General features: G+C 74.1%; 21 protein-coding genes and 1 tRNA gene. 12 read left to right on the forward strand and 10 right to left on the reverse strand.

Going from position 1 to position 24,330, the window contains the following annotated elements; translation table 11 throughout:
- Positions 1 to 915 (reverse strand): sugar phosphate isomerase/epimerase family protein, encoded by a 915-nt coding sequence (locus K7B10_RS26005; protein WP_229339587.1) that lies wholly within the window; start codon positions 913 to 915, stop codon positions 1 to 3.
- Between the two features lie 41 nt (positions 916 to 956).
- Here K7B10_RS26005 and iolC point away from each other — a divergent pair, with 41 nt between their 5' ends.
- The 4 genes from iolC to K7B10_RS26025 are packed head-to-tail and all read left to right on the forward strand — an operon-like array spanning position 957 to position 6,144.
- A complete protein-coding gene (iolC, locus tag K7B10_RS26010; RefSeq protein WP_308284637.1) occupies positions 957 to 1,907 on the forward strand; it encodes a 5-dehydro-2-deoxygluconokinase in 951 nt (316 codons plus the stop codon).
- A gap of 20 nt (positions 1,908 to 1,927) precedes the next feature.
- Positions 1,928 to 2,767 (forward strand): 5-deoxy-glucuronate isomerase, encoded by an 840-nt coding sequence (gene iolB / locus K7B10_RS26015; RefSeq protein ID WP_229345416.1) that lies wholly within the window; start codon positions 1,928 to 1,930, stop codon positions 2,765 to 2,767.
- Positions 2,764 to 4,632 carry a 3D-(3,5/4)-trihydroxycyclohexane-1,2-dione acylhydrolase (decyclizing) gene (gene iolD, locus K7B10_RS26020; RefSeq protein WP_229339589.1) on the forward strand — a complete coding sequence of 623 codons (1,869 nt, stop codon included), beginning with the start codon at positions 2,764 to 2,766 and terminating at the stop codon, positions 4,630 to 4,632. Before iolB ends, iolD begins: the two co-directional genes overlap by 4 nt.
- A 12-nt stretch (positions 4,633 to 4,644) precedes the next feature.
- Positions 4,645 to 6,144 (forward strand): CoA-acylating methylmalonate-semialdehyde dehydrogenase, encoded by a 1,500-nt coding sequence (locus K7B10_RS26025; RefSeq protein ID WP_229339591.1) that lies wholly within the window; start codon positions 4,645 to 4,647, stop codon positions 6,142 to 6,144.
- 83 nt (positions 6,145 to 6,227) lie between these two features.
- On the opposite strand, the gene K7B10_RS26030 is transcribed toward K7B10_RS26025, so the two are convergent.
- From K7B10_RS26030 to K7B10_RS26060, 7 genes are all read right to left on the reverse strand, one after another.
- Positions 6,228 to 7,385, reverse strand: coding sequence for a hypothetical protein (locus K7B10_RS26030; RefSeq protein ID WP_229339593.1), 1,158 nt, complete (start codon positions 7,383 to 7,385; stop codon positions 6,228 to 6,230).
- A 58-nt stretch (positions 7,386 to 7,443) separates the two neighbouring features.
- The gene (locus K7B10_RS26035; protein WP_229339595.1) at positions 7,444 to 8,478 is read right to left on the reverse strand and encodes a WxL protein peptidoglycan domain-containing protein; all 1,035 of its coding nucleotides are present in this window, start codon (positions 8,476 to 8,478) and stop codon (positions 7,444 to 7,446) included.
- A 161-nt stretch (positions 8,479 to 8,639) separates the two neighbouring features.
- Positions 8,640 to 9,932, reverse strand: coding sequence for a hypothetical protein (locus K7B10_RS26040; protein WP_229339597.1), 1,293 nt, complete (start codon positions 9,930 to 9,932; stop codon positions 8,640 to 8,642).
- A gap of 343 nt (positions 9,933 to 10,275) precedes the next feature.
- Complete coding sequence (locus K7B10_RS26045) at positions 10,276 to 11,466, reverse strand: S8 family peptidase (RefSeq protein WP_229339599.1); 1,191 nt, start codon at positions 11,464 to 11,466, stop codon at positions 10,276 to 10,278.
- A gap of 105 nt (positions 11,467 to 11,571) precedes the next feature.
- The gene (locus K7B10_RS26050) at positions 11,572 to 11,985 is read right to left on the reverse strand and encodes a GNAT family N-acetyltransferase (RefSeq protein WP_229339601.1); all 414 of its coding nucleotides are present in this window, start codon (positions 11,983 to 11,985) and stop codon (positions 11,572 to 11,574) included.
- 101 nt (positions 11,986 to 12,086) lie between these two features.
- The gene (locus K7B10_RS26055) at positions 12,087 to 12,785 is read right to left on the reverse strand and encodes a 4'-phosphopantetheinyl transferase family protein (protein WP_229339603.1); all 699 of its coding nucleotides are present in this window, start codon (positions 12,783 to 12,785) and stop codon (positions 12,087 to 12,089) included.
- Positions 12,786 to 12,929: 144 nt separating this feature from the next.
- Complete coding sequence (locus K7B10_RS26060) at positions 12,930 to 13,454, reverse strand: hypothetical protein (RefSeq protein WP_229339605.1); 525 nt, start codon at positions 13,452 to 13,454, stop codon at positions 12,930 to 12,932.
- A 309-nt stretch (positions 13,455 to 13,763) separates the two neighbouring features.
- On the opposite strand from K7B10_RS26060, the gene K7B10_RS26065 reads away from it, so the two are divergent.
- A complete protein-coding gene (locus K7B10_RS26065) occupies positions 13,764 to 14,234 on the forward strand; it encodes a phospholipase (protein ID WP_229339607.1) in 471 nt (156 codons plus the stop codon).
- A 112-nt stretch (positions 14,235 to 14,346) separates the two neighbouring features.
- On the opposite strand, the gene K7B10_RS26070 is transcribed toward K7B10_RS26065, so the two are convergent.
- Complete coding sequence (locus K7B10_RS26070) at positions 14,347 to 15,108, reverse strand: class I SAM-dependent methyltransferase (protein WP_229339609.1); 762 nt, start codon at positions 15,106 to 15,108, stop codon at positions 14,347 to 14,349.
- A gap of 199 nt (positions 15,109 to 15,307) precedes the next feature.
- Between K7B10_RS26070 and K7B10_RS26075 the strand changes: the two genes are divergently transcribed.
- Positions 15,308 to 15,796 carry a hypothetical protein gene (locus tag K7B10_RS26075; RefSeq protein ID WP_229339611.1) on the forward strand — a complete coding sequence of 163 codons (489 nt, stop codon included), beginning with the start codon at positions 15,308 to 15,310 and terminating at the stop codon, positions 15,794 to 15,796.
- Positions 15,797 to 15,876: 80 nt separating this feature from the next.
- On the opposite strand, the gene K7B10_RS26080 is transcribed toward K7B10_RS26075, so the two are convergent.
- Positions 15,877 to 15,949: transfer RNA gene (locus tag K7B10_RS26080), tRNA-Arg, on the reverse strand.
- A 332-nt stretch (positions 15,950 to 16,281) separates the two neighbouring features.
- Between K7B10_RS26080 and K7B10_RS26085 the strand changes: the two genes are divergently transcribed.
- From K7B10_RS26085 to K7B10_RS26110, 6 genes are all read left to right on the forward strand, one after another.
- Positions 16,282 to 17,895 (forward strand): GTPase domain-containing protein, encoded by a 1,614-nt coding sequence (locus tag K7B10_RS26085; RefSeq protein WP_229339613.1) that lies wholly within the window; start codon positions 16,282 to 16,284, stop codon positions 17,893 to 17,895.
- 4 nt (positions 17,896 to 17,899) lie between these two features.
- Positions 17,900 to 19,789: a GTPase gene (locus K7B10_RS26090; RefSeq protein WP_229339615.1), complete on the forward strand. Its 1,890-nt coding sequence runs from the start codon at positions 17,900 to 17,902 to the stop codon at positions 19,787 to 19,789.
- 110 nt (positions 19,790 to 19,899) lie between these two features.
- Complete coding sequence (locus K7B10_RS26095; protein ID WP_229339617.1) at positions 19,900 to 20,307, forward strand: single-stranded DNA-binding protein; 408 nt, start codon at positions 19,900 to 19,902, stop codon at positions 20,305 to 20,307.
- 197 nt (positions 20,308 to 20,504) lie between these two features.
- A complete protein-coding gene (locus K7B10_RS26100; protein ID WP_229339619.1) occupies positions 20,505 to 21,701 on the forward strand; it encodes a thioester domain-containing protein in 1,197 nt (398 codons plus the stop codon).
- A 233-nt stretch (positions 21,702 to 21,934) separates the two neighbouring features.
- Entirely contained in the window at positions 21,935 to 23,404 is a 1,470-nt protein-coding gene (locus K7B10_RS26105; protein ID WP_229339621.1) for a bifunctional phosphatase PAP2/diacylglycerol kinase family protein, read from the forward strand.
- A 474-nt stretch (positions 23,405 to 23,878) separates the two neighbouring features.
- Positions 23,879 to 24,330: ATP-binding cassette domain-containing protein (locus K7B10_RS26110; RefSeq protein ID WP_229339623.1), on the forward strand; the 452-nt coding region annotated here is incomplete at its 3' end.

The following is a 24,330-nucleotide window of genomic DNA, read 5'->3' on the forward strand; positions in this document are numbered from 1 at the left end:
TCAGCGGGCGCCGCAGGAGCGCAGGTAGGCGCGGGTGCGGCGGGCGATCGGCAGCGGCCGGTCGGGCGGGCACGGGTACATGTCCTGCTCCACGATGGCGAAGAGGTCCACACCGAGCCGCTGGGCGGCCGCCAGGACGGGCTCCAGCGCGGGCACCCCGGCCGGAGGCTCGCACATCACCCCGCGGGCCACGGCCGGCCCGAAGGGCAGCTGCTCCGCGCGGACTTCGGCGAGGATCCGCGGGTCGACCTGCTTGAGGTGGAGGTAGCCGATCCGCTCGGCGAAGGTCTCGATGGCCTCGACGCTGTCGCCGCCGCAGTAGGCGTAGTGCCCGGTGTCCAGGCACAGGGAGACCAGGTCCGGGTCGGTGGCGTCCAGGAAGCGGGCCACGTTCTCAGGGGTGTCGATGTGGGTGTCGGCGTGCGGGTGGACGACGATCCGCAGCCCGTACCGGTCCTGCACCTCCCGGCCCAGGCGTTCGGTCTGCGTGGTCAGTTCACGCCACTGCGCCGGGGTGAGGGCGGGGTCCTCCAGCATCTTGCCGGTCTTGTCGTCGCGCCAGAAGGACGGGATGACGACGAGGTGGCCGGCGCCCATGGCCTGTGTGAGCGCCGCGATCCGCGACACGTGCTCCCAGGTCTGCGCCCAGACGGCGGGGCCGTGATGGAGTCCGGTGAAGACGGTGCCGGCGCTGACGCGCAGACCCCGTTCGGCGGTCTCCTCGGTGAGGCGGGCGGGGTCGGTGGGGAGGTAGCCGTACGGGCCGAGCTCGATCCACTCGTACCCGGAACCGGAGACCTCGTCGAGGAACCGCTCCCACGGGGTCTGCAGCGGATCGTCGGGGAACCAGACACCCCAGGAGTCCGGAGCCGAACCGATGCGGATACGGGTCAACGCGGGTGGGGAGGACGTCATGACGGCCACCTTAGGGTGCGAGACGAGTGGGAGGACTGCCTGTGACGACCGCGGACGATGTCGCGTTCGACGTGATCACCATGGGGCGGATCGGGGTGGATCTCTACCCGCTGAGAACGGGTGTACCGCTGGCGGAAGCGGACACCTTCGGGAAGTTCCTGGGCGGCTCGCCCACGAACGTCGCCGTCGCGGCGGCCCGGCTGGGCCGGCGGGTGGCGGTGATCACCCGGACCGGAGCGGACCCCTTCGGCGCCTATCTCCGGGCTGAGCTGCGCGGATTCGGGGTGGACGACCGGTGGGCGGGGGAGGTGGCGCGGTACCCGACCCCGCTGACGTTCTGCGAGATCTTCCCGCCGGACGACTTTCCGCTGTACTTCTACCGGTTGCCGAAGGCCCCTGACCTGGAGATCGAGCCGGGGGAGCTGGACCTGGCGGCGGTACGGGCCGCGCGGGTGTTCTGGATGACGGGGACGGGCCTGAGCGCCGAGCCGAGCCGGTCCGCGACCCTCGCCGCGCTGGAGGCGCGCTCGAAGTCAGGGATCACGGTGTTCGACCTCGACTGGAGGCCGATGCTGTGGGGAGGCGAACCGGACAAGCCCTACGCGCAGGCGCTGGCCCTCGCCACCGTGGCGGTCGGCAACGCGCAGGAGTGCGCGATCGCGACCGGCGAGTCCGAACCCCGGGCCGCGGCGCGGGCACTGCTGGCGGCCGGGGTGGAGCTGGCGGTGGTGAAGCGAGGGCCGGAGGGGGTGCTGGCGATGCGGCGGGACGGGACGGTGGTGGAGGCGACGGCGGTGCCGGTGGAGGTGGTGAACGGGCTGGGGGCCGGGGACGCGTTCGGGGGCGCGCTGTGCCACGGGCTGCTGGCGGGATGGGATCTGGAACGGGTGCTCCGCTTCGCCAACGCGGCGGGGGCGATCGTGGCTTCGCGACTGGCGTGCTCGGCGGCGATGCCGTACGCCGATGAGGTGGAGGAGGTGTTGGGTTCGTGACGCCGATCGCCTCGCATGAGATGGGGTTCGCGGCGCTGCGGGTGCTGGAGCTCGCGCCCGGGGAGGTGTTCCGGCACGCGTGCGGGGACCGGGAGTGGATCGTCCTCCCGCTGGCGGGAGGCTGCACGATCCGCTGCGGGGAGGCAACGGGATCCGCCGGGGCCGGGCCGCGGGTGTTCGAACTCCGCGGCCGGGAGAGCGTGTTCTGCGGCGTGAGCGACTTCGCGTATCTGCCCCGGGACGGGCAGGCGGAGATCGGGTCCGCAGCCGGAGGGCGGTTCGCGCTCGCCGGGGCGCGGTGCGAGAACGTGCTGCCCGCCCGGTACGGGGCCGCCGGGGGCGTCCCCGTCGAGATCCGCGGCGCCGGACACTGCACGCGGCAGGTCAACAACTTCGCCGCCGCCGACGTCTTCGACTGCGACCGGCTCATCGCCGTCGAGGTGCTGACCCCCGGCGGGAACTGGTCCTCGTACCCGCCGCACAAGCACGACGAGTTCGACCCCGGCCACGAGTCCCGTCTCGAAGAGGTCTACTACTTCGAGATCGCCCCCCACGGCGACACGCCCGGCGTCGGCTACCAGCGTGTCACGCCGTCCCCCGCCGGGAAGACCGACATCCTCACCGAGGTGAGGACCGGGGACGCGGTGCTCATCCCGGACGGCTGGCACGGGCCGTCCATCGCCGCCCCCGGGCACGACATGTACTACCTCAACGTCATGGCCGGACCCCCGGGCCAGCCCCGCGAGTGGCTGATCCGGGACCACCCCGACCACGCCTGGATCAGGGACACCTGGAGCGGCCAGGACGCCGACCCCCGGCTGCCCTTCCACCGACACCGAGCGGAGGACGAGACTCCATGAGGCTCACCGTCGCCCAGGCCCTCGTACGGTTCCTGGCCGCCCAGTACACCGAGCGCGACGGGCACAGACAGCGGCTGATCGCCGCCACCTGGGGGATCTTCGGGCACGGGAACGTCGCCGGCATCGGGCAGGCCCTCCTGGAGAGCGGACCGGACGCGATGCCCTTCCTCCAGGGGCGCAACGAGCAGGCCATGGTGCACGCCGCGGTCGGGTACGCCCGCCGCAGCGGGCGGCTCTCGGCCCATGCCGTCACCACCTCGATCGGGCCCGGCGCCACCAACCTCGTCACGGGGGCCGCCCTCGCCACCATCAACCGGATTCCCGTACTCCTCCTGCCCGGAGACACCTTCGCCACCCGGCCCGCCGATCCCGTCCTCCAGCAGCTGGAGGTGCCCTACGCCGGCGACATCTCCGTCAACGACACGCTCCGGCCCGTCTCCCGCCACTTCGACCGGATCACCCGCCCCGAGGCCCTGGTCCCGGCCGCCCTCCAGGCGATGCGGGTGCTCACCGACCCCGTGCAGACCGGCGCGGTCACCCTGGCGCTGCCGCAGGACGTCCAGGCCGAGGCGTACGAGTGGCCGCCCGGGTTCTTCGCCGAGCGCGTGTGGACCGTACGCAGGCCCCGGCCCGACCGGGACGAGCTCGCGCGGGCCGCCGAAGCCGTACGGGGCTCCGCACGCCCACTGATCGTCGCCGGCGGCGGGATCCGGCACAGCGCGGCCCAGGCCGCGCTGGCTGAGTTCGCCGGAGCCACCGGGATCCCGGTGGCCTCGACGCAGGCGGGCAAGGGGGCGCTCCCGTACGACCACCCCGCCGATGTCGGCGGCATCGGGCACACCGGCACGGCCACCGCCGACGATCTGGCCCGCGGCGCCGACCTGGTCATCGCAGCCGGGACCCGGCTCACGGACTTCACCACCGCCTCGGGGACCCTGTTCCAGAACCCCGCCGTCCGCTTCCTCGGGCTCAACCTCGACCCGTACGACGCCCACAAGCTCGCCGGTCGGCCGGTGGTCTGCGATGCACGAGAGGGCCTGGAAGAACTCCGGGCCGCGGTCGCCGGGTACCGCGTGGACCCCGGGTACGAGACGGCGTACAAAGAGAAGAAGAGCGGCTGGGAGCTGCTGGTCGACCGGGCCTACGCGGCCCCCGACGAGGATGCCGCCCCGACGCAGGCCCAGGTGCTCGGACTGCTCGACGCGGTCGTCGGCGCCGACGACGTCCTGATCAACGCCGCCGGCTCCCTCCCCGGGGACCTGCACAAGCTGTGGCGGGCCCGCTCGGCCGACCAGTACCACGTGGAGTACGGGTACTCCTGCATGGGCTACGAGATCCCGGCCGCGATCGGGGTCGCGCTCGCCGCCCCCGGCCGGCCGGTGTGGGCGCTGGTCGGCGACGGCACGTACCTGATGAACCCGACCGAGCTGGTCACGGCCGTGCAGGAGGGCCTCCCGATCAAGGTGGTGATCCTCGACAACCAGGGCTACGCCTCCATCGGCGGCCTCTCCGGGGCCGTCGGCGCGGAGGGCTTCGGGACCGCGTACCGCTTCCGGGCGGACGACGGTTCGTACACCGGCGCCCCGCTGCCGGTGGACCTCGCGGCCAACGCGGCTTCCCTCGGGATGGCCGTGATCCGCACCCGCACCATCAGTGACCTGCGGAAAGCCCTCGCCGAGGCGCGTGCGGCGGACCGTCCCACATGTGTCTACGCACAGACCCGAACACCCGACACTGTGTCGGGCCCGCCCCCGGCGCAGGCGTGGTGGGATGTTCCTGTGGCCGAGACCGCGACACGGAAATCCGCGGCCGCGGCCCGCGAAGAGTACGACCGGCAAGCCGCGCAGCGACGTCGCCATCTGTGAAGGAGCAAGGCAATGAAGACCGTCAACCACTGGATCGGTGGCAAGACCGTCGAGGGCGCGTCGGGCAACTACGGCCCGGTCACCGACCCGGCCACCGGCGAGGTCACCACGCAGGTCGCGCTGGCCTCCGCCGATGAGGTCGACGCGGCCGTACGCGTGGCCCAGGAGGCCTTCCAGAGCTGGGGCCAGTCCTCGCTGGCCGCCCGTACCAAGGTGCTCTTCGCCTACCGCGCCCTGCTGGACGCCAACCGCGACGCCATCGCCGAGCTGATCACCGCCGAGCACGGCAAGGTCCACTCGGACGCGCTCGGCGAGGTGGCGCGCGGCCTGGAGATCGTCGAGCTGGCCTGCGGGATCACCACGCAGCTCAAGGGCGAGCTGTCGACCTCGGTCTCGAGCCGGGTCGACGTCTCCTCGATCCGCCAGCCGCTGGGCGTGGTCGCGGGCATCACCCCGTTCAACTTCCCGGCGATGGTGCCGATGTGGATGTTCCCGCTGGCCGTGGCCTGCGGAAACACCTTCATCCTCAAGCCGAGCGAGAAGGACCCCTCGGCCGCCAACAAGCTGGCCGAGCTGGCTACCGAGGCCGGCCTGCCGGCCGGTGTGCTCAACGTCGTCCACGGTGACAAGGTCGCCGTCGACGCGCTGCTCGCCCACCCGGGCATCGCCGCCGTCTCCTTCGTCGGCTCGACGCCCATCGCCCGGCACATCCACACCACGGCTTCCGCGAACGGCAAGCGGGTCCAGGCGCTGGGCGGCGCCAAGAACCACATGCTGGTGCTGCCGGACGCCGACCTGGACGCGGCCGCCGACGCGGCGGTCTCGGCCGCGTACGGCTCGGCCGGCGAGCGCTGCATGGCGATCTCGGCGGTCGTGGCCGTCGGATCGATCGGCGACGCGCTGGTGGAGAAGATCCGCGAGCGCGCCGAGAAGATCAAGATCGGCCCCGGCAACGACCCGACCTCCGAGATGGGTCCGCTGATCACGGCCGCCCACCGCGACAAGGTCGCCTCGTACGTGAAGGGCGCGGCCGACCAGGGCGCGGACGTGATCCTGGACGGCACGGGTTACACGGTCGGCGGGTTCGAGAAGGGCCACTGGATCGGCCTGTCGCTGCTGGACAACGTCAAGACCGACTCCGACGCGTACCGCGACGAGATCTTCGGGCCGGTGCTGTGCGTGCTGCGCGCCGAGACCTACGAGGAGGGCGTGGCGCTCATCAACGCCTCGCCGTTCGGCAACGGCACCGCGATCTTCACCCGCGACGGCGGCGCGGCCCGCCGCTTCCAGCTGGAGATCGAGGCGGGCATGGTCGGCGTCAACGTGCCGATCCCGGTGCCGGTGGGCTACCACTCCTTCGGCGGCTGGAAGGACTCGCTCTTCGGCGACCACCACATCTACGGGAACGACGGCATCCACTTCTACACCCGCGGCAAGGTCGTCACGACCCGCTGGCCGGACCCGTCCGAGGCGCCGGTGGGCGTGGACCTGGGCTTCCCCCGCAACCACTGACCGGCCGACCGAGTGACTGACTGATGGATCGGCCTCGCGACCGGCTCGCCTCCCGCACCCTCACGCGGGAGGCGAGCCCGCGTTCAGAACAGGGACCAGACGTCGGCCGCCGCCGTCCGGCTCCAGACCGCGTCGCCGTGGCCGTACCCCGGGACCACCGTGAAGGTGACGCGGTCGTTGCCGGCCGCGCGGATCAGGTCCGCGCCGCGCGGATGGTCCCCGCGGCCCAGCGCGGTGTTGACCCAGACCACCTCGGCCCGGATGCGCTCCCAGGCGATCCGGTACGTCGTCCCGTCTCCCGCCCAGATCGCGGCCAGGTCCCGCATCAGGGCGGTCGGGACCAGCCCGCTGCCGAGAGCGGAGGTGGCCGCGTGCCAGGTGGTGAGCGGGGTGCGGGCCAGAGCGAAGCGGTCCCCGGCCGGGGTCGCGCCGAAGGCGTACTCGCCCGCACTGTGGCCCCGGGCGTAGATCCAGTTCGCCGGGCCCGGAAGGGCGGCCGTACGGATCAGCGCGAAGTGGGCGAGCCCGGCGTGGGTGAAGCGGAGCTCAGGATCCGGCGGCCAGGGGGCCTGCGAGGGACCCGCCGGGTCAGTGACGGCCCTGGAGATCAGAGCCGCCAGCCCCGGGTCGGTCGCGTACGTGCCCCGCGCGAGCTGGTCGGCGTACGCGTCCCGCGTCGCGGCCGCCCGCAGTGCCAGGTCACCGGTGTACGGTCCGGTCGTGTCCAGGACGAGCACCCGGCGCAGCCGGGGCGACTCGTCGTGCGAGGCGGCGTCGAGCGCGAGGGCGGCCCCGGCCGAGTGGCCCGCGTACGCGTACGGCAGTGCCCGTACGGAATCCAGCGCGCGCACCACCCCGGCCAGGTCCCGGCGGTGCGCCGCGAGCCCCCAGGAGGCGGTGATCTCGGCGGCGGTCGCGGCGTCCTCGCGCGGGGTCACGCCGACGACCAGCAGGCCCCGGCGGCGCAGCAGGTGGGCGAGGTTGTGGTCGTCCGGGCCGCCCGGGGTGAAGAAGTCGGCGGCGAAGTTCAGCCCGCCGCCGGGCAGCAGGTACGCGATCCCGCGCGGCGGCCGCCGCGTGTCCGCGACCACGTCCACGGTGAGGCGGCTGCCGGCGAGCCGCAGCGTGAGGCGGGTCCAGCCGGAGCCTTCGATGCGCGTCGCGCCGGCGGCGCCCAGTGCGCGCTCGATGCCGGGCAGCAGGCCGGACGCCGCGCCGGTCTCGGTGTGCTGTCGTTCCATCGGTCGTCCCCCCGTCGCCGGTGACGGCCGGACGCCGCACCGGGACCACCCTCGCCCGTCAGTGGGTCGCGGCCAAGTCCGGCGCGGACTCGGCCCGTTCCGCGTGGGGGCGGCGGCGCCGCAGGACCAGGGAGGTGAGGGCGGCGCCCGCCAGCACCAGCAGCGCGCCGAAGGCGGGCCACGGCACGGCGATGAACTCCGCCTCGGACGCCGAGGTCAGGTCCGGATAGGCCGTCGCCCCGGCCGAGATCCGTACGGTCACCCAGTCCGACTGCGGCGCGTCCGCCCACGGTTCGGTCAGCTCGATCCGCTGGCCGGGCAGCAGGACCAGCTTCAGCTCGCGCGCCGGCCGGTCCAGCACCGTCCGCCCGAACAGGCCCTGCGCGGAGACCGCCACCTTGGGCTCGACGACCACGTTGCCCCGGTTGACCAGCGTGTACGAGACCGTGGCGCGGGCGTTCTTGACCCACGGCAGCAGCGGCGCGGACCGGCTGACCTTCACGTCCTCCACGCTCAGCCCCGGTGTGACCGGCCCCGGCACCCGGAAGTACAGCCGCGAGCCGACCTGCCGCTTCACCCCGACCTGGACCTTGCCCTCCTGCCGGATGCCCTCCACCGCGGTGTTGAGGGCGACGATCCCGCCGACGTGGTCGCCGGGCGTCGCGTCCTCGGGGACCTTCACCGTGAACGGGATGTCCTTGCGGCCTTTGGGCGGGACGGTCACGGTGGTCGCCGCCTCGGGCGCCAGCGCGATCCACGCGCCCACGTCCTTGGGCTTCTGCTCCACCGGCAGCAGCGCGAAGGCGCCGCCGGCCGGGGTGTTCACGGCGTCGGTGGCGAAGACCTGGAAGGTCAGCTCCCGGTCGGAGGAGTTCAGGACGGTCACGCTGTCGCTGATGGTGGTCCCGGCCGCGCCCTGGTGGAAGAAGTACGCGCGGTCGGTCATCGCGGCGCCGGCCGCGGGGGTCGGGAACACCCCCCAGGTGCCGTTGTCCGCGGCCGTCGCCGTCGCGGCCGGCAGCAGCAGGCCCGCGACCAGCAGCAAGAGGGTGAGGAGCGGACCGTAGGCGGCGATGCGGGGGCGGGGGCGCATGGGCGGTTCTCCAGTCGGCGCGGGGAGGCGGGGCGAAGAGGCGGGGAGGGCGGGGGAGGCGGGGCGAAGAGGCGGGGAGGGCAGGCGGGGTGGGGCGGAAGCCGAAGGGGTGGTGCGGCGCCGTGGCGCCGCACCACCCTGGGTGCACTGCTCCTGCCGGGTCAGGCGATCGAGAAGGTGACGACCGTCTGGTAGGTGTCGGCGAACATGAACGGAGGGAGCTGGATCATCCCGGCGCCGCCGACGGCGAACTCACCACCGGTCAGCTCGTCCCCGCCGGCCGCCTGCGAGGCCACCTTCATCGGGGTATCGGAGATCGCGCCCGGAGTGCCCGCGGTGCAGGTGCTCGGGCTGTCCGGGTTGGTCACGGTGCAGGACGGCTGGATGCCGATCTGCGCCTTGGCCATCGAGTGGCCGGTCGCCTGGTTCAGGAACGGCGTACGGGTCGCCGTCACGTCCCAGCCGAGGGTGCCGCCGCGGAAGTCCTGGACGGTCGCGGCGTTGAAGACGCCGACCACCGACTGGGCCTTGCCGTTGATGGTGACCGAGGGGAAGGCGACGGCCGGCTGGCCGTCCTTCGGGCCGAGCGCCAGCGGGCCGGGGAGGACCTCGATGTCGACCGGGTTCTTCACGCCCGCCTGGTCCTCCAGGTACACGAAGGACTTGTACGGGGTGACCGAGCCGTCGATCTTGATGGCGTCGGCCTTCTTGGTGACGGTGATGTTGCAGGTGGCGGCGCCGCTCGCGTCCGCCGTACCGGTGCCGGTGTCACCGGTCGCCGCGCCCGCGAGGAGGGCGGAGCAGGTGACGGGGCCGGCCGGGAAGTTGGCGCCGTTGACCGCGACGGCCGTGCCGGCCTTGCCGCTGTTGGGTGTCAGCTTGGTGGTGACCGGGTCCTTGGGCAGGGCCTCTACGGCGACCGAGCCGAGGGTGGCGCTCGGGCGGGGCGCCGGGGTGCAGGTCGTCGTGAACACGGAACCGCTGAGGTCCGCGTCGGTGACCGCCAGGTCCAGCTTGACGTCGACCGCGGTGCCCTCGGTGCCGTCCGGGATCTTGATGGTTCCGGAGAAGGACTTCGGGTCGAGCGGGGTGCCGGCGACGACGCTGACGGTCTCGGGCGGGCTGGTGACGACCTGGGTGGTCGTGCCCACCTTGAGGGTGATCTTGGTGGTGTTCACCGTCGTGACGGAGAAGCCGGGGATCAGCGGGCTCGCACCGGGGTCGATCGTGATCGGTACGACGTCGCCGGCCTTGGCCGTGTCGGGCACGGTGATCGTGTAGTTCTGGTTGCCCGAACCGTCCGGCTGCGGTGCCGGGGCGTCGCAGTTCTCGAAGACGGGGGTGGTCACGGTCGCCGCCTGGGCGGTGCCGGTCAGGCCCACCACGCCGCCCGTCAGCGCGAGGGACAGGGCGCCCGCCCCGGCCAGAATTCTTCGTCGGAACGTTGTACTCACTGGGTCGCGACTCCTTCGTCAGACGAACCCCTCCCCCCACCCGCTGTGTGGGGGAGGCCGAGCCGGTGCGGTGGCCGACATTGACGCGTCGCTGTGATGAGAAGTCAATGGCTTGCTTTCGCCCGAAGCGCACAGAAATTGATGTCCCATCAGATCGGGTCGTCAGGGGTGCGGGGCGGGTGGGATGGGTGGGGTGCGGGCGGGGGGCCGGCCCGGGCGCTGACCTGGGCACGGGCCGTGGCGTCGGCGCGCGCACCGACCCGGTCGTACGGGATCTTTCGGATCACGCCGGTCAAGCCCGCGGGCTTGACCGGCGTGATCCGAAAGATCCGGGAGGCACGGCCTAGCCGGCGGCCGGCGGGTGGTGCAGGAGCAGGTTGGCCGTGTCGGCAGGGACCCCGGTGAGACGGTCCCGTACGGCGTCCCGCACCAGCTCGGCGGAGACCTCGGCGGGGGTCTTCGCCGTACCGCCCGCCGCGATGCCCTCCGCCAGGATCAGGGCCGCGACGCCCGCCGCGTGCGGGGCCGCCATGGAGGTGCCGGAGGCGCGGGCGAGGGTGGTCGCCGAGCCCTTCCAGGCGGAGGTGACGGAGACGCCCGGTGCGACGAGGTCCACGCAGCGGCCGTGACTGGAGAAGGGGGCCCACTGGTCGGCGACGTCGGCCGCGCCGATCGTGAGCGCCGAGGGGGCGGCGGCGGGGGAGCCGGTGCAGGCGTCGTCGGCGGAGTTGCCGGCGGCGACGGTGAAGGTGATCCCGGCGGCGACCGCCCGCGCCACCGCCGCGTCGAGGGCGTAGCTGCGGGTGCCGCCCATGCTCATGTTGGCGACGGCGGGGGTGCCGGGGGCCTTGGCGGCGTCCTTCACCATCCACTCCAGGCCGCCCAGGATGGAGGTCAGGGACGCGGATCCCTTGCAGTTGGCGACCTTGACGCCGACGAGGGAGACCCCCTTCGCCACGCCGTACGTCGCCCCGCCCAGGGTGCCCGCGACGTGCGTGCCGTGGCCGTTGCAGTCGCTGGAACCCTCCAGGAACACCCCGTTGTAGCCGACCCGGGCCCGGCCCCCGAACTCCTGGTGGCTCGTGTAGATCCCGGTGTCCACGACGTACGCGGTGACGCCCTGCGCGGTGGTGGCGTACGCGTACGAGCCGTCGAGCGGGAGCGCGCTCTGGTCGATCCGGTCCAGGGGCCAGGGCGCCGGGCTCTGCGCGTCGCTGATTCGGAACTCGGAGTCCGGCTCCACCGAGGCCACCCGGGGGTCGGCGGCCAGGGCTTCGGCGCGGGCGGCGGTGGTGCGGACGGCGAAGCCGCTGAGGACGGTGTCGTAGACGTCCCCGACCTGGTCGCCGAAGCCCTCGGCCTCGGCGGCCAGGGCGCGGGTCGGGGCGCGGGAGGTGGTGTCCTTGAGGACGACGACGTACGGGGCGGTGCCGGTCGCGGTGTCGGTGTCGGCGGCGGTTGCGGGGTGCGGCGCCACGGCCGTGGCCGCCGCCAGCAGGGCGGCGGCCGGGAGCAGCGCGGTGAATGCGGTCATGCGGCCGATGCTCGGCGAGCCGCGCCCCGCTCGCGCGGAGGGTGCGCCGACTGGCCCCACGACACGCCGCCGAACGGGTCCCCGGCAGGATCCGGAAGACCGGCGTCAGCCGGACAGGGGCCAGCCGCGCATCGCGAAGACGCCCTCGTCGCGGGAGCCGGCGGAGGCGTAGGTGGCCAGGGCGGCCTCGTTGTCGGTGTCGACCCCCACCCACATGCCGTAGCAGCCGCGTGCCTTGGCCTCCTCGACGAGGGCCGCGGTCAGGGCGCGGCCGATGCCGCGGCGCCGGTAGCCCTCGTCGACGGAGAGCTCGTACAGGCACATCTCGGTGCCCTTGTCGGGGTGGCTCATCTCGACCCCGGAGACCATGCCGGCCGGGATGTCGTCCACGTAGGCGATGAGCATCAGGTGTCCCGGCGCGGAGAGGAAGCGTTCGGACCAGTCGAGTCGGGCGGGGCCGTCGAAGAGCCCCTCCGCGGCCTGGAGTTCGGCGACGGTACGGGCGGGGCGGATGTCCATGGCGGTCACGATAGGGCCGTGCGACGAGCGGCGACCTTGATTTCGACCCGGCGTGGCGAGCGGCGCAATGGGGCGGGGGTGGTGCGGGGTGGGGCGTGGCGTCAGGCGCGGAGGGCCAGGGCCGCCGCGTACGCGGCGGGGGCCGGGAGGTCCGTGAGGTGCCAGCCGGGCACCGGGGACGGGGCGGGGCCCGAGCCCACGTAGGGCTCGGCCAGGCCCAGGGCCAGGCCGGTGCCCGTGCCCTTGAAGTAGGCCTCCTTACGCGACCACAGGCGGGCCAGCGCCTGGGGCCGCTCCTGCGCGGGCAGCGCGGAGAGCTCCGCCGTCTCCGCCGGATGCAGGGCGTGCAGCACGTCCGCCACCGCCGCCGCGCTCGGCACCGCCTCCACGTCGACCCCGACCGGCACCGCCGCGAACGCGAGGTACGCCAGGTCGTCGCTGTGCGAGAGCGAGAACTGCACCGCGCCCCCCGCCACCGCCGGCCGCCCGTGCGGGCCGTCACAGCACGGGCAGTCCTCACGGACCAGCACGACCTCCTGCGGGGCCAGCCCGAGGTAGCCGCCGAGCAGCACCCGCAGCCCCACGTGGGAGGCGAGGTACCGGTGCCGGTCCCCGGCCCGCAGCAGCCGCCCGGCCCGCTCCCGTTCGCCCGCGTCCAGGAGCGACAGCGCCGCGTCGACCCGGTGGCCGCCGACCACGTCGAGCGTGGTGTCCAGGGACCACACCGCCACGGCGGTCCCCGCCGGGGGTTCGCCGGTCCGCGGGGCGTCCTCGCCGAGTCGGTTCACGTACGTACTCACCCGATGAGCCTAGACGAGCGCCGATCCGGAAGGGACGTCCAGGGAGTGTCCGCGAAGCAGCGCCGTCCGCCCGAACGGCGGTCCCGCGGCGTCCGGTGCGTGCTCTCGGGGTGCCGGGCGGAAGCCCGTGTCTGCGGACACCTTCTAGCCCCGGCTGCGGGCGTGGGCCGTGGCCGGGGGGTTGTCCTGCGGCTCGGAGCCCGGTGACCGGGTGCCGTCCGTCCAGGCGTAGACGCGCTTGCCGCGCACCGCCACCTGGTACTGGTGGACGTCCCGGCATTCGGGCCGCTCCTCGGCCCGAATGCCGTTCGGCCACCACTTCGCGTTCAACTTCCGCCCGCCCAGGTCCTTCGGCGTGCCCGCCGTGCACTGCGGGCCGTCCAGCGGGGTCGCTCCGAGCGTGAAGCGGATCAGCCTGGCCTCGCCGCTGGTGCGCACCCGTATGCGTATGTCGGTGGCGTCCTTGGGCACCCAGGACGGCAGCGTGAAGGCCGCGTTGGCGCGGGTGGGCGCGTCGGCGGCGGTCGCGAAGTGCTTGCTCTTCTCCTCGAAGACCCGGTCGTTGATGGAGTCGGTCAGCGGGTTGGGCGGGAGGTTGGGCAGCGCCAGGGCGGCGGTGGCGACGACTCCCACAGTGGCGGCGGCGATGACGAGGGGACGGCGGTTCATGTGATCCAGTCTCGGCCGCCCCCGCCCCCTCGCGCGTCCCTCCGTAGGACGAACCCGTTCTCTGCCGGAAGTCTGATACGGCGTGCTACCTGAGAGCTGCACCCGCCGGCAACCGGCCGTGAAGGCGGGCCCCTTGTCCGCGCCCGCCCACGCCCGCGTCCGCGCCCGCACCCGACACCCGCACCCGGCGAGCGGCGTTATAGCGGCGTTAAGCGGCGGCGATAGGACGTGCCCCGAGGGTGGGATCCGACGCCGTACCGGGGGTACCTCCGGGCGGCCCCCCCACCCCCCCCGTCCTGGAGGAATGCCATGCGCCGTCGTCTCGTTCCCCTCCTCGCGTCCGCGGCGGCCGGTGTGCTCGTCGCCGCCACCCCCGCGTCGGCGGTCCCGGCCGACAAGCCGCAGGTCCTGAGCAGTTGGACGCAGACCAGCGCCGCCAGCTACAACGCCTGGGTCGCCGCGCGCGGCAACCAGGGCAAGTGGTCGGCGTACGGGTTCGACTGGTCCACCGACTACTGCTCCTCCTCGCCCGACAACCCCTTCGGCTTCCCCTTCCAGACGTCCTGCGCCCGGCACGACTTCGGCTACCGCAACCACAAGGCGGCAGGTGTGTTCCAGGCCAACAAGGCGAGGCTGGACGACGCCCTCTACGCCGACCTCAAGCGCGTCTGCGCGGCGTACTCGGGTGTGAAGAAGGGCTCCTGCGACAGCACCGCGTGGACCTATTACCAGGCGGTCAAGGCCTTCGGCGTCTCCCCGCAGGACGCGCCGGTCGCCTGAGCGCACCCGTGATCGGCCCCTGCGCCCCTTGGTCTCCGGTCCCGCCCGACCCCCCTCGGGCGGGACCGGCCGCGTCCGCGTGCCGGTGGACCCCCGCACGCCGCACGCCGGATCACGTCCGGGGCCGCTCCGGCCGGCCCGCCCGCGCGACCCGCAGGTCGACGACGTAGTGCTCCTCGACGGTCCCCCCGGGGAACAGCTCGCGGAGCCGCTCCCTCTCCTCGTCCAGGAACTCGTCGGTCCCGGCCCGCCCGATCAGGAAGAGGGAATGGGTCGCCAGCTTGGCGAGGTGGACATCGACGGGGACCCGGCGGGACCAGCGCAACGACCTGGTGGTGAACTCCAAGCCGGCCTGCGGGCGCGGATGTTCGTTGACGTACCAGCCGGGGCCGAACCGTTCCTCGATCCGCTCCTCCTGGCCGGCGATCCACCCGACGTCCACGTCGGGGTCGTTCGACCAGACGGCCAGCGCCCCGCCGGGCCGCAGCACCCGCAGGGCCTCCGGCCCGGACCGGGCCGGATCGGTCCAGTGCCAGGACTGCGCGTACGCGAGGAGGTCGAGTGCCCCTGAAGCGAAGGGCAGCCGGTCCCCGTCTCCCCGTACGAGCGGTACGTGCGGGTGGCGCCGCCGGAATTCCGCGGCCATCCCCGCCCCGGGCTCGACGCCGACGACCCGCGCGCCCCGGGCGTGCAGCAGCCCGGTGGCGATCCCGGTCCCGGCGCCCACGTCGGCGACCCGGGCCCCGGCCAGCGCCACCCCGGAGAGCTCCTCCAGGGCGTCCGCCAGCGCGTCGGGATACGAGGGCCGGTAGTCCCCGTACCGCCCGGCCGCCGCCCCGAACGACCTCGCCCGCTCACCGGATCCGTCCGCCATCCCCCCAGCCTCCCGCACGACCCCGTTGCGGCACCAGTGCGCACGGGGACGACGGCCGCCCCTCCCGCGGTGGCGGAAGGGGCGGTGGCCGGGCGGGTCAGGCGAGGTGGCGGGCCACGACGCGGGCGATCGCGGCGAGGGGGGCCGGAGCCGCATCTCCTCGTGCGCGCAGCCCACCGCGTGGACCTCGATCTCCCCGGTGACGTGGCCCGACCAGGTCCCGGCCGTGACCGGGGTGCGTCCCGGCGTCGCGGCCGAGAAGAGCGGCAACGAGGACCCCGTGCCGTGGCTGCGCCTGGCCGCCGCGTCCATGTACCTGCAGATGGATCTGCGGGACATCGGGGAGGCGCGCCGCAGGCTGCTGGAGGCCGCGTCCGCGGTCGATCCGGTCGGCATGCCGCTGCACCACCGGGAATCGCTCGTCCTGCGATGCCAACCCGCCTTCCACGAAGGACGCTTCGACGAGGCCACGACGCTCAGCGCACGGCTCGGCGAGGACCCCGAGGGCGTGGGCGGGCAGGACCGGGCGCGGCTGGAGATCCCGCGCAACCAGCCGGCGATCATCGCCGAGGTCCGGGCGGGTGCCGTGGTCGCCATGGAGCGCCTGGCCAAGGAGGCGCGCGGTCCGGCAACGTCGAGCTGTGGTCCGAGATCTGGCGCGCACTGGCGGAGTCCCTCGCGCACGTGAACGGCGTCACCGCCTAGACACCCCCTGGCCCGCACGAAAGCCCTCCCTGGTGGGGAGGGCTCGGGGTGGGACGTGGAGAGTGCCCCCGGCAGGACTCGAACCTGCGGCCAAGTGCTTAGAAGGCACCTGCTCTATCCACTGAGCTACGGGGGCCGGAAGGTGGCCGTGGTGGCCTGGAGCCCCGGGGTGGGGGTGGGACTCTCGTCCGGACCGGGTCAAGGATAGGGCTCCGGCCGCCTTGTCCCGGTTGCTTCACCCGCGTGCCACGATGTGGAGGTTCGGTGAAGCGGTCCCGATAATCGCAGGCAGGTGCGATTCTCGCACCGCTTTTGCGCCGCGGCGGGCCTGGTGTTGTGCACTCGTTATGCCTGAGTCCCACTCGTCCGGTGTGCCCGAAAAGTCTCACTGAACTCGCGATCGGCGCGCAGAGGGCGTATAAGCTTCAAAAATGGTCCCAAATTGGGCATTCTTCGCATGTGGTGACCTTGGATGTTCGGCCTCAGCTGCTCGATGCCCTGTCCGCCCTGCGCGACCGGGTCGCGTCCGTGCGTCTGCCGCTGCCCCTGCCCGGCGCCCCGCGCGCCCGCCAGACCAGAGCCGAGCTGCTCGCGCAGCTCGACGACTACCTCGTACCCCGGCTGAAGGCGCCCGAGGCGCCGCTGCTCGCCGTCGTCGGCGGGTCCACCGGGGCCGGTAAGTCCACTCTCGTCAACTCCCTCGTGGGACGCCAGGTGAGTGAGGCCGGCGTCCTGCGGCCCACCACCCGCATCCCCGTACTCGTCTGCCATCCGGATGACCATCACTGGTTCGCCGGCATGCGGGTGCTCCCCGACCTGATGCGGGTCTGGGCTCCGCCCGGCGAGGACGACCCCCTCCCCGGACCCCACCGCGGCTCTCCCCGCGGATCCGGGAACACCGCCGCCACCCGCGAACTGCGCATCGAGACCGTCGCGGGCCTCCCCCGAGGGCTCGCCATCCTCGACGCCCCCGACATCGACTCCCTCGTGGTCGAGAACCGGACACTCGCCGCGCAGCTCATCTGCGCCGCCGACGTCTGGGTCATGGTCACCACCGCCTCGCGGTACGCCGACGCCGTCCCCTGGCACCTGCTGCGCACCGCCAAGCAGTACAAGGCCACCCTGGGCATCGTCCTCGACCGGGTCCCGCACCAGGTGCTCGCCGAGGTCTCGCGCCAGTACGGGGCCCTGCTCACCCGGGCCGGGCTGGGCGACGTACCGCGCTTCACGGTGCCCGAGCTGCCCGAATCGGCCGGCGGGGGCGGGCTGCTGCCCGCCAGCGCCGTCGCCCCCCTGTTCGCGTGGCTCGCCCACCACGCGCAGGACCCCGCCGCACGCCAGTACGCCGTCGGACGGACCGCCCTCGGCGCGCTGGACTCGCTCGGGCGGCGGATGCCGGAGCTGGCATCCGCCGTCGCCGCCCAGCACGCCGCCGCCGTACGGCTGACCTCGGCCGTCGAGGACGCGTACAAGAGGGAGGGCAAGCGGGTCCGGGGCCGCCTCGACCAGGGCGCGGTACTGGCCGGCGACGCGCTGACGCGGTGGCGCGGCTATCCCCTCGACACGAGCACCGACGAACTGCTCGACTCGCTCGCCGAGTCGCTCGCGGCGCTGCTCCAGTGCGCCGTGGCCGCCGCCGACGAGCGCATCGCGCAGGCCTGGCGGCGTGAGCCGGCCGCCGGGGCGGTGCGGTTGCCCGCGCCCGACCGTGAGGCGGCGGAACGTATCGGCATGGCCGTACGGCGCTGGCGGCGCGTACTGGAGGAACTCGCCGAGGAGGAGGTGGCCCGGCTCGACAAGCAGCCCGCGCCCGACCCCGACGGGATCGCCGCCCTCCTCGTCGCGGCCCTCCTCGGCGGCAAACGGGCCCGGCCCGCCGGGGAGAAGCTCGCGGAGCGGATCGGCGTACAGGCCGCCGTACGACTGCGCGACCGGGGCGGCGAACTGGTCGCCGAACACCTGGAACAGGTGCTGCGCGCCGAACGGGACCGCCGGCTGGCCCCGCTGGAGGCGCTCGAAGTGACGCCGGAACCGCAGGCCGAGCTGATCGCCGCGCTGTCCCTACTGCAGAAGGAGAGGTGACGCGGTGACCGCTCTGACCGACCGCGACCGCACCGATGACCGCTGGGACGACGGATTCATCGCACGTTCGCGCCGCGCAGGCGTCGGGGCCGACGTCGAGGACGGCGCCGCACTCGGCGAACTCGGCGCACGCGGCGAAGGGGACGACGGAGGCGACGGGAGCGACGACGCGCTCATCCGCGCCGTCTCCGGTGCCGGAAACGACGGGGGCAAGGCGCCCTCACAGCCGCTCAGCTCCGAGGGGCAGGCCCTGCGCACCCGCCTCGAAGCGCTGCGCGAGCTGGTCGGGCTCTCGCGGACCCGGCTCGACGGCAAGACCCTCGCCGAGGCGGGCCGGGTGCTCGACGAGGCGGCCGCGCGGCGCGGGCTGTCGACGCAGCACACGGTCGTCGCGATCGCCGGAGCCACCGGAAGCGGCAAGTCCACGCTCTTCAATTCACTCGCCGGAGTGCAGATCTCCGAGACCGGGCTGCGCAGGCCGACGACCGCCGCGCCCATCGCGTGCAGTTGGTCCGACGGCGCCGCCGGGCTGCTCGACCGCCTGGAGATCCCGGGCCGGCTGCGCCGCCGCCCGCGCGAGACCTCCGAGGCCGGCGCGCTGCGCGGCATGGTCCTGGTCGACCTGCCGGACCTGGACTCCGCGGTCGGCGCCCACCGCGACCACGTGGACCGGGTGCTCGCCCTGGTCGACGCGGTGGTGTGGGTGGTCGACCCGGAGAAGTACGCCGACGCCGTGCTGCACGAGCGGTACCTGCGGCCACTGGCCGGGCACGCCGAGGTGACGTTCGTCGTGCTGAACCAGGTGGACCGGCTGCCCGGCGAGTCGGCCGACCTCGTACTGGACGACCTGCGGCGGCTGCTCGACGACGACGGCATCGCCCTCGGCGAGCACGACGAGCCCGGCGCCACCGTCCTCGGGCTGTCCGCACTGACCGGCGAGGGCGTCGGTGAACTGCGCGACCTCCTCGCACAGTTCACCCAGGAGAAGGGCGCCGCGACCCGCCGGATCTCCGCCGATCTCGACCGGGCCGCCGGACGCCTGCGCCCCCTGTACGTGGCCGACGGCCATCCGTCGCCGGAGATCGGGGAGGCGGCGCGCGCCGAGTTCGAGGACCGGCTCGCGGAGGCGGTCGGGGCGTACGCGGCCGGGCTCGCCGCCGAGCGGGCCTGGCGCCGCAACGCCGGGAAGGCGTGCGGCACCCCGTGGCTGAGGCTGTGGCGGTGGTACGAGGGCCGGCGCACCCCGCGCACGCTGGCCGGACTGGCCGCCCTGGCGGTGATCGGCGGCGGCCGCGGTCCGGTGGACGCGCAGGCGCCGGCCGACGAGGAGGTGACCGCGCGCCAGCGGGTGGAGCAGGCCGTACGGACGGTCGCCGACGCGGCGGCCGACGGGCTGCCCGACGCCTGGGCGCAGGCGGTACGGGAGACCGCGGTGCGCGGCGCCGACCAGCTCCCGGAGGCGCTGGACGAGATCGCGGTGACGCTCGGGTCGGCGGTCACGGTGCCCAGTGCGAGGCCACCGCGGCCCACGTGGTGGCCCGCGGCGGTGCTGGCGCAGGCGGCGATGACACTGCTGCAGATCTACGGCGGACTGTGGCTGGTCGGGCAGATCGTCGGGGTCCTTCAGCCGCGCCTGATGCCGCCGGTGCTGCTGATGGTGGCGGGCATCGTCGGCGGTCCGCTGGTGGAGTGGGCCTGCTCGATCGCGGCCAGGGGCCCGGCGCGGCGGTACGGGCAGGACGCGGAGCGGCGGCTGCGGCAGGCGGCGGCCGGCGTCGGACGGGCCCGGGTGCTGGAGCCGGTGGCGGCGGAGCTGCTGCGCTACCGGGAGGTGCGCGAGCAGTACGCGACGGTGGCCGCAGGGGGGACGAAGTTGTCCACAACCCGCGAGTAGTCCACAGGCCCGAGCGGGATCCGGGGGGTCGCGCCAGCATGGTTCGTACCTCGTGCGGATGGTCCGTGCGGGTACCGATGCGGGTACGGACGTGGGGGAGGGCCGCCGGGATGAACGACACCCTGGTGACGCTGGTCGGCTGTGTGGCCACGCAGATCGACTACAAGGAGACGGCGACCGGGCCGTCGGCGCGGTTCCGGTTCGCCGTGACGCCGCGGTACTTCGACCGGCGCAAGGAGGCGTGGGCGGACGGGCCCACCAGCTTCTACACGGTGTGGGCGCGGCGCGCGCTCGCGGTGAACCTGGCCGGTTCCGTCGCGGTCGGAGAGCCGCTGGTGGTGCACGGGCGGCTGCGGGTGCGGGACGATCCGCCCGACGGCGAGGGCAACCGGTGGTTCTCGGCGGACATCGACGCGACCGCCGTCGGGCACGACCTGAACCGGGGGACGGCGGCGTTCCGCCGGGTCGTCAAGGCGGACCCGCCACTGATGGCCACTCAGAAGGTGGCGGTGGTCTGAGTGTTCGAGGCGGTTAGGATTCCCCGGTACTCACGGGCACCTGGGTCATTGGCCCGAAGGGGAAGACTGTGTCGATTGCCGTTCCCGCATCCTCCGCTCCTGATTCCGCTCCTTCTTCGCTTACTCCTTGCATTACCCCGTCCGTCACTTCCGCACCACCGGCCGCCGCGCTCGCGCCCGCCGCGTCCCTGGACGGCGTGGCGGGGGTGGCGCCGGTACGGGCCAGCGCACGGCGGCCGTTGGCGGCCGCGCTGCTCGCCGCGGCCCTGGCCACGGCACCGGCCGCCCAGGCGGCCGCCGACTCCGGGACTCCCGCGTCCCGGACACCTGAAGGCGCGAGCGCCGTGCTGGACGGGCTGAAGACGTACGGACAGGCCGTCCTGCGCGGCAAGGACGGGTCGGTCCGCCAGATCCCGGCCGGGCTGTACGAGATGCGGGTCGACGGCGGCGGGATGCTCCAGACCTACGGGGTCGGCGTGGCGGGCAACGCCCAGCCGCAGGCCCGGTACACGGAGAGCGGCTGGAGCGGCAGCCTGCTCGCCGGGAACGGGGAGGCGGGTCGGATCCGCTGGATCCTGGAGCACTCCTATCCGCAGCTGAACGATCTCGCCGGACTGGCGAAGGCGGCCGGGGCCGGCGCCCTGACCGCGGAGAGCGCGGCGGCCGGTACACAGGTCGCGATCTGGCGGCTGGCGGACGGGGCGCAGGTGGAGGCCACCGACCCGGCGGCGGAGAAGCTGGCCGACTACCTCCAGCGGTCGGCGGGCAAGCTGCCGGAGCCGCCGGCCTCGCTGGGGCTGGACCCCGGGCGCGTGTCGGGGCCGGTGGGCACGCGGCTCGGGCCGGTCACCGTGCGGACGGGGGCGCAGAGCGTGACGGTCACCCCGGACGCGGCGGCCGCGGCGATGGGCGTCCGGGTGGTCGACGCCGAGGGGCGGCCGGTCACCACCGCGGCGAACGGCAGCAGGCTGTACTTCGAGGTGCCCGCGGGCACCCCGGACGGCTCGGCGTCCGTCACCGTCCAGGGCTCCACGAAGGTGCCGGTCGGGCGGGTCTTCACCGGCGAGGCGCCGAGCCAGACCCAGATCGTGGCAGGCTCCAGCGAGTCCGCCCTGGCGGCGACGGCGAGTGCGGTCTGGCCGCAGCCGGTGGTCGTGGCGGAGGCGGGCACCACGGGCGACGGGCCGGCGGTGACGCAGGCCGCCGCGGCTGCCGCTGCGGCGGCCGCGGCAGCTTCGGCCGAGTCCAGCCCGGACGAGGAGCACCTGGCCACCAGCGGCAGCTCGGCCGCGACCCCGGTCATCGCCTCGCTGGCGGTGGGCCTGGTGGTCCTGGGCGGCCTGGTGGTCCTCCTCCTGCGCAAGCGCCCGCTGGACGAGGAGGACCAGGCGTAGGGAGTACCCCCGTCCCCTCGGGGCGGGGCCCGGGGAGCGGCGCGTCGGACGTGAGGTCGCTCCGCGTCGGCCGTGAGGTCGTTCCTCGGCAGGCGGGCAGTGGGCAGGCGGGCAGGCGGGTCTCGGGCAGGGCGTCGGCTTGGTCCGTACGAGTGCCGCTTCGGCGGTCGGCGGGCGGGGAGGCGGTTTCAGCGCGGGCCCGCGGGTAGGCGTGGGCAATGGGCGATCAAGAGTTGACGTGGAGAGGTGCCGCCGCGCGGTGGGACCGGGCGCTGTTCGACGGGGTGGCCCGTCGGCACTGGCCGGCGGGCGACCGGGTGCTGCCGAGGCTGGGGCGGGCCGCCAACCACGGGGTGCTGTGGGGCGGGGCCGCCGCGGCGATCGCGGTCCTCGGTTCGACAGGGGCCCGCAAGGCCGCGCTGTGCGGAGCCGCCTCGCTGGCGTTGGCCTCGGCCACCGTCAACACCATCGGCAAGTGGTCCGTACGCCGGCCCCGGCCGCTCCTGGAGGGGGTGCCCGAGGTGCGGCGGCTCGTGACGCAGCCGACGACCACCTCGTTCCCGTCCGGGCACTCGGCCTCCGCGTTCGCGTTCACCACCGGGCTCGCGCTGGGGGCGCCGGGCTGGGGCGCCGCACTGGCCCCCGTGGCGGCGTCCGTGGCGTTCTCCCGCGTGTACACGGGGGTCCACTACCCCTCCGACGTGGCCGTCGGGGCGGCGCTGGGCGTTGCCGCGGGTCTCGTCGTACGCCGCCTCACCCGCGCCGTGGAGGAGGCGCGGATCGTGCCGGGCGACGAGCGGACCGCCGCCGAGGCGCCCGCGCTGCCGGACGGGGCCGGGCTCACCGTCGTGGTCAACACCGGTTCCGGTACGGCCGCCGCCGCGGGGATCGACGAACTGCGCGCCCGGTTGCCCCGGGCCGAGGTGGTCGAGTGCGAGGGGCCGGAGCTGCCCGCGGAGCTGGCGGCGGCCGCCGCCCGGTCCACGGTCCTCGGGGTGTGCGGCGGCGACGGCACCGTCAACGCGGCCGCCACCGCCGCGCTGCGGGCCGGGGTGCCGCTGGCGGTGTTCCCCGGCGGCACCCTCAACCACTTCGCCCTCGACCTCGGCCTGGGCGGAGCCGATGAGACCTGCCGCGCCGTCGCCGCCGGCCGTGCGGTCCGGGTCAGCGTGGGCCGCTTCACCCCGGGCCCGGGTCCCGAGGACGGCGGCTGCGGGTACTTCCTGAACACCTTCAGCATCGGCGCCTATCCCGAGCTGCTGGGGCACCGCCTGCGCTGGGCACCGCGGATCGGCGGCGGCCCGGCCGCGCTGCTGGCCGCGTGGAAGGTCCTGCGCGCGGAGCGCCCCGTACGGCTCCGGCTGGCCGGGCGGCCCCGGAGCGTCTGGCTGCTCTTCGCCGGCAACGGCACCTACCACGGCACCGGAGCGACCCCCCGCCGGCGTGACAGCCTCGGCGAGGGCCTGCTCGACGTCCGCGCCGTCCACGGCGGCGGCCGCCCCGGCCCGCGCCTGCTCGCGGCCGCGCTCACGGGCCCGCTGAGCCGTTCCCCCGTCCACACGGCCACCCGCCTGCGGAGCCTGCGCATCGGCGACATCCCGCCGGACACCCCGCTCGCGTACGACGGCGAGCACACCCCCGCCCCGCCCGCCCTCGTCCTCGACGCCCTCCCGGACGCCCTGACGGTGTACCGCTTCCGCTGACGGTGACGGTGACGGTGACGGCCCCCCGTTGTCGGGAGGGCGGCTTCCTGGTGGTCGATTGGCGCGATCACGAGGTGCCCGCTCCGGGCCCTCGGCCACCCGGAGGCCGCTCCGACGCCCGGATCGGGTGGCGGAGCTCCGCCACCCGACGCCCGGGCAGCAGGCGCCCAAGTGCCCGCGCGGGCGCGCCGCGGCCGGGGCCCGGCCCGCCGGGACATCCTCGCGCCGATCATCGAGAACCGGGCCCCCGGCACCCGCGCTGACCTGCTGCTCCGACCCCCTCCGCCGTCCCCTTCGCCGCCCCCGTGGCACCGCTCGGCCCGCCTCGTGGCCGACGGTGACCGGGGCGTCACGGCGTCCGGCCGGGCACGGCACGGGCGGCGCGGGGGCTGACCTACCCATTCGCCCGTAGGGGTGGACGACTGGCAAGATGGGGTGTATCTGCCCACCCATCGATCTGCCGGACGGTTTCTCTTGGCTGAGTTCATCTACACCATGCGCAAGACGCGCAAGGCGCACGGCGACAAGGTGATTCTTGATGACGTCTCCTTGAACTTCCTGCCCGGCGCGAAGATCGGTGTGGTCGGCCCGAACGGCGCCGGTAAGTCCACCGTTCTGAAGATCATGGCGGGCCTGGAGCAGCCGTCCAACGGCGACGCGTTCCTGTCGCCCGGCTTCACCGTCGGCATCCTCATGCAGGAGCCCCAGCTCGACGAGTCCAAGACGGTCCTGGAGAACGTCCAGGACGGCGCGGCCGAGACCATGAAGAAGCTCAAGCGCTTCAACGAGGTCGCCGAGCTGATGGGCGTGGAGTACACCGACGCCCTCATGGACGAGATGGGCAAGCTGCAGGAGGACCTGGACCACGCCAACGCGTGGGACCTGGACGCCCAGCTGGAGCAGGCCATGGACGCGCTGGGCTGCCC

This window comes from Streptomyces flavotricini (assembly GCF_020639365.1).
GTDB classification, from domain to species: domain Bacteria; phylum Actinomycetota; class Actinomycetes; order Streptomycetales; family Streptomycetaceae; genus Streptomyces; species Streptomyces flavotricini.

Bases quoted from the DNA above. Each gene is read 5' to 3' on its own strand.
- K7B10_RS26005 (WP_229339587.1), bottom strand. From the start codon at position 915: ATGACGTCCTCCCCACCCGCGTTGACCCGTATCCGCATCGGTTCGGCT.
- iolB (WP_229345416.1), top strand. From the start codon at position 1,928: ATGGGGTTCGCGGCGCTGCGGGTGCTGGAGCTCGCGCCCGGGGAGGTG.
- iolD (WP_229339589.1), top strand. From the start codon at position 2,764: ATGAGGCTCACCGTCGCCCAGGCCCTCGTACGGTTCCTGGCCGCCCAG.
- K7B10_RS26025 (WP_229339591.1), top strand. From the start codon at position 4,645: ATGAAGACCGTCAACCACTGGATCGGTGGCAAGACCGTCGAGGGCGCG.
- K7B10_RS26030 (WP_229339593.1), bottom strand. From the start codon at position 7,385: ATGGAACGACAGCACACCGAGACCGGCGCGGCGTCCGGCCTGCTGCCC.
- K7B10_RS26035 (WP_229339595.1), bottom strand. From the start codon at position 8,478: ATGCGCCCCCGCCCCCGCATCGCCGCCTACGGTCCGCTCCTCACCCTC.
- K7B10_RS26045 (WP_229339599.1), bottom strand. From the start codon at position 11,466: ATGACCGCATTCACCGCGCTGCTCCCGGCCGCCGCCCTGCTGGCGGCG.
- K7B10_RS26050 (WP_229339601.1), bottom strand. From the start codon at position 11,985: ATGGACATCCGCCCCGCCCGTACCGTCGCCGAACTCCAGGCCGCGGAG.
- K7B10_RS26060 (WP_229339605.1), bottom strand. From the start codon at position 13,454: ATGAACCGCCGTCCCCTCGTCATCGCCGCCGCCACTGTGGGAGTCGTC.
- K7B10_RS26065 (WP_229339607.1), top strand. From the start codon at position 13,764: ATGCGCCGTCGTCTCGTTCCCCTCCTCGCGTCCGCGGCGGCCGGTGTG.
- K7B10_RS26070 (WP_229339609.1), bottom strand. From the start codon at position 15,108: ATGGCGGACGGATCCGGTGAGCGGGCGAGGTCGTTCGGGGCGGCGGCC.
- K7B10_RS26095 (WP_229339617.1), top strand. From the start codon at position 19,900: ATGAACGACACCCTGGTGACGCTGGTCGGCTGTGTGGCCACGCAGATC.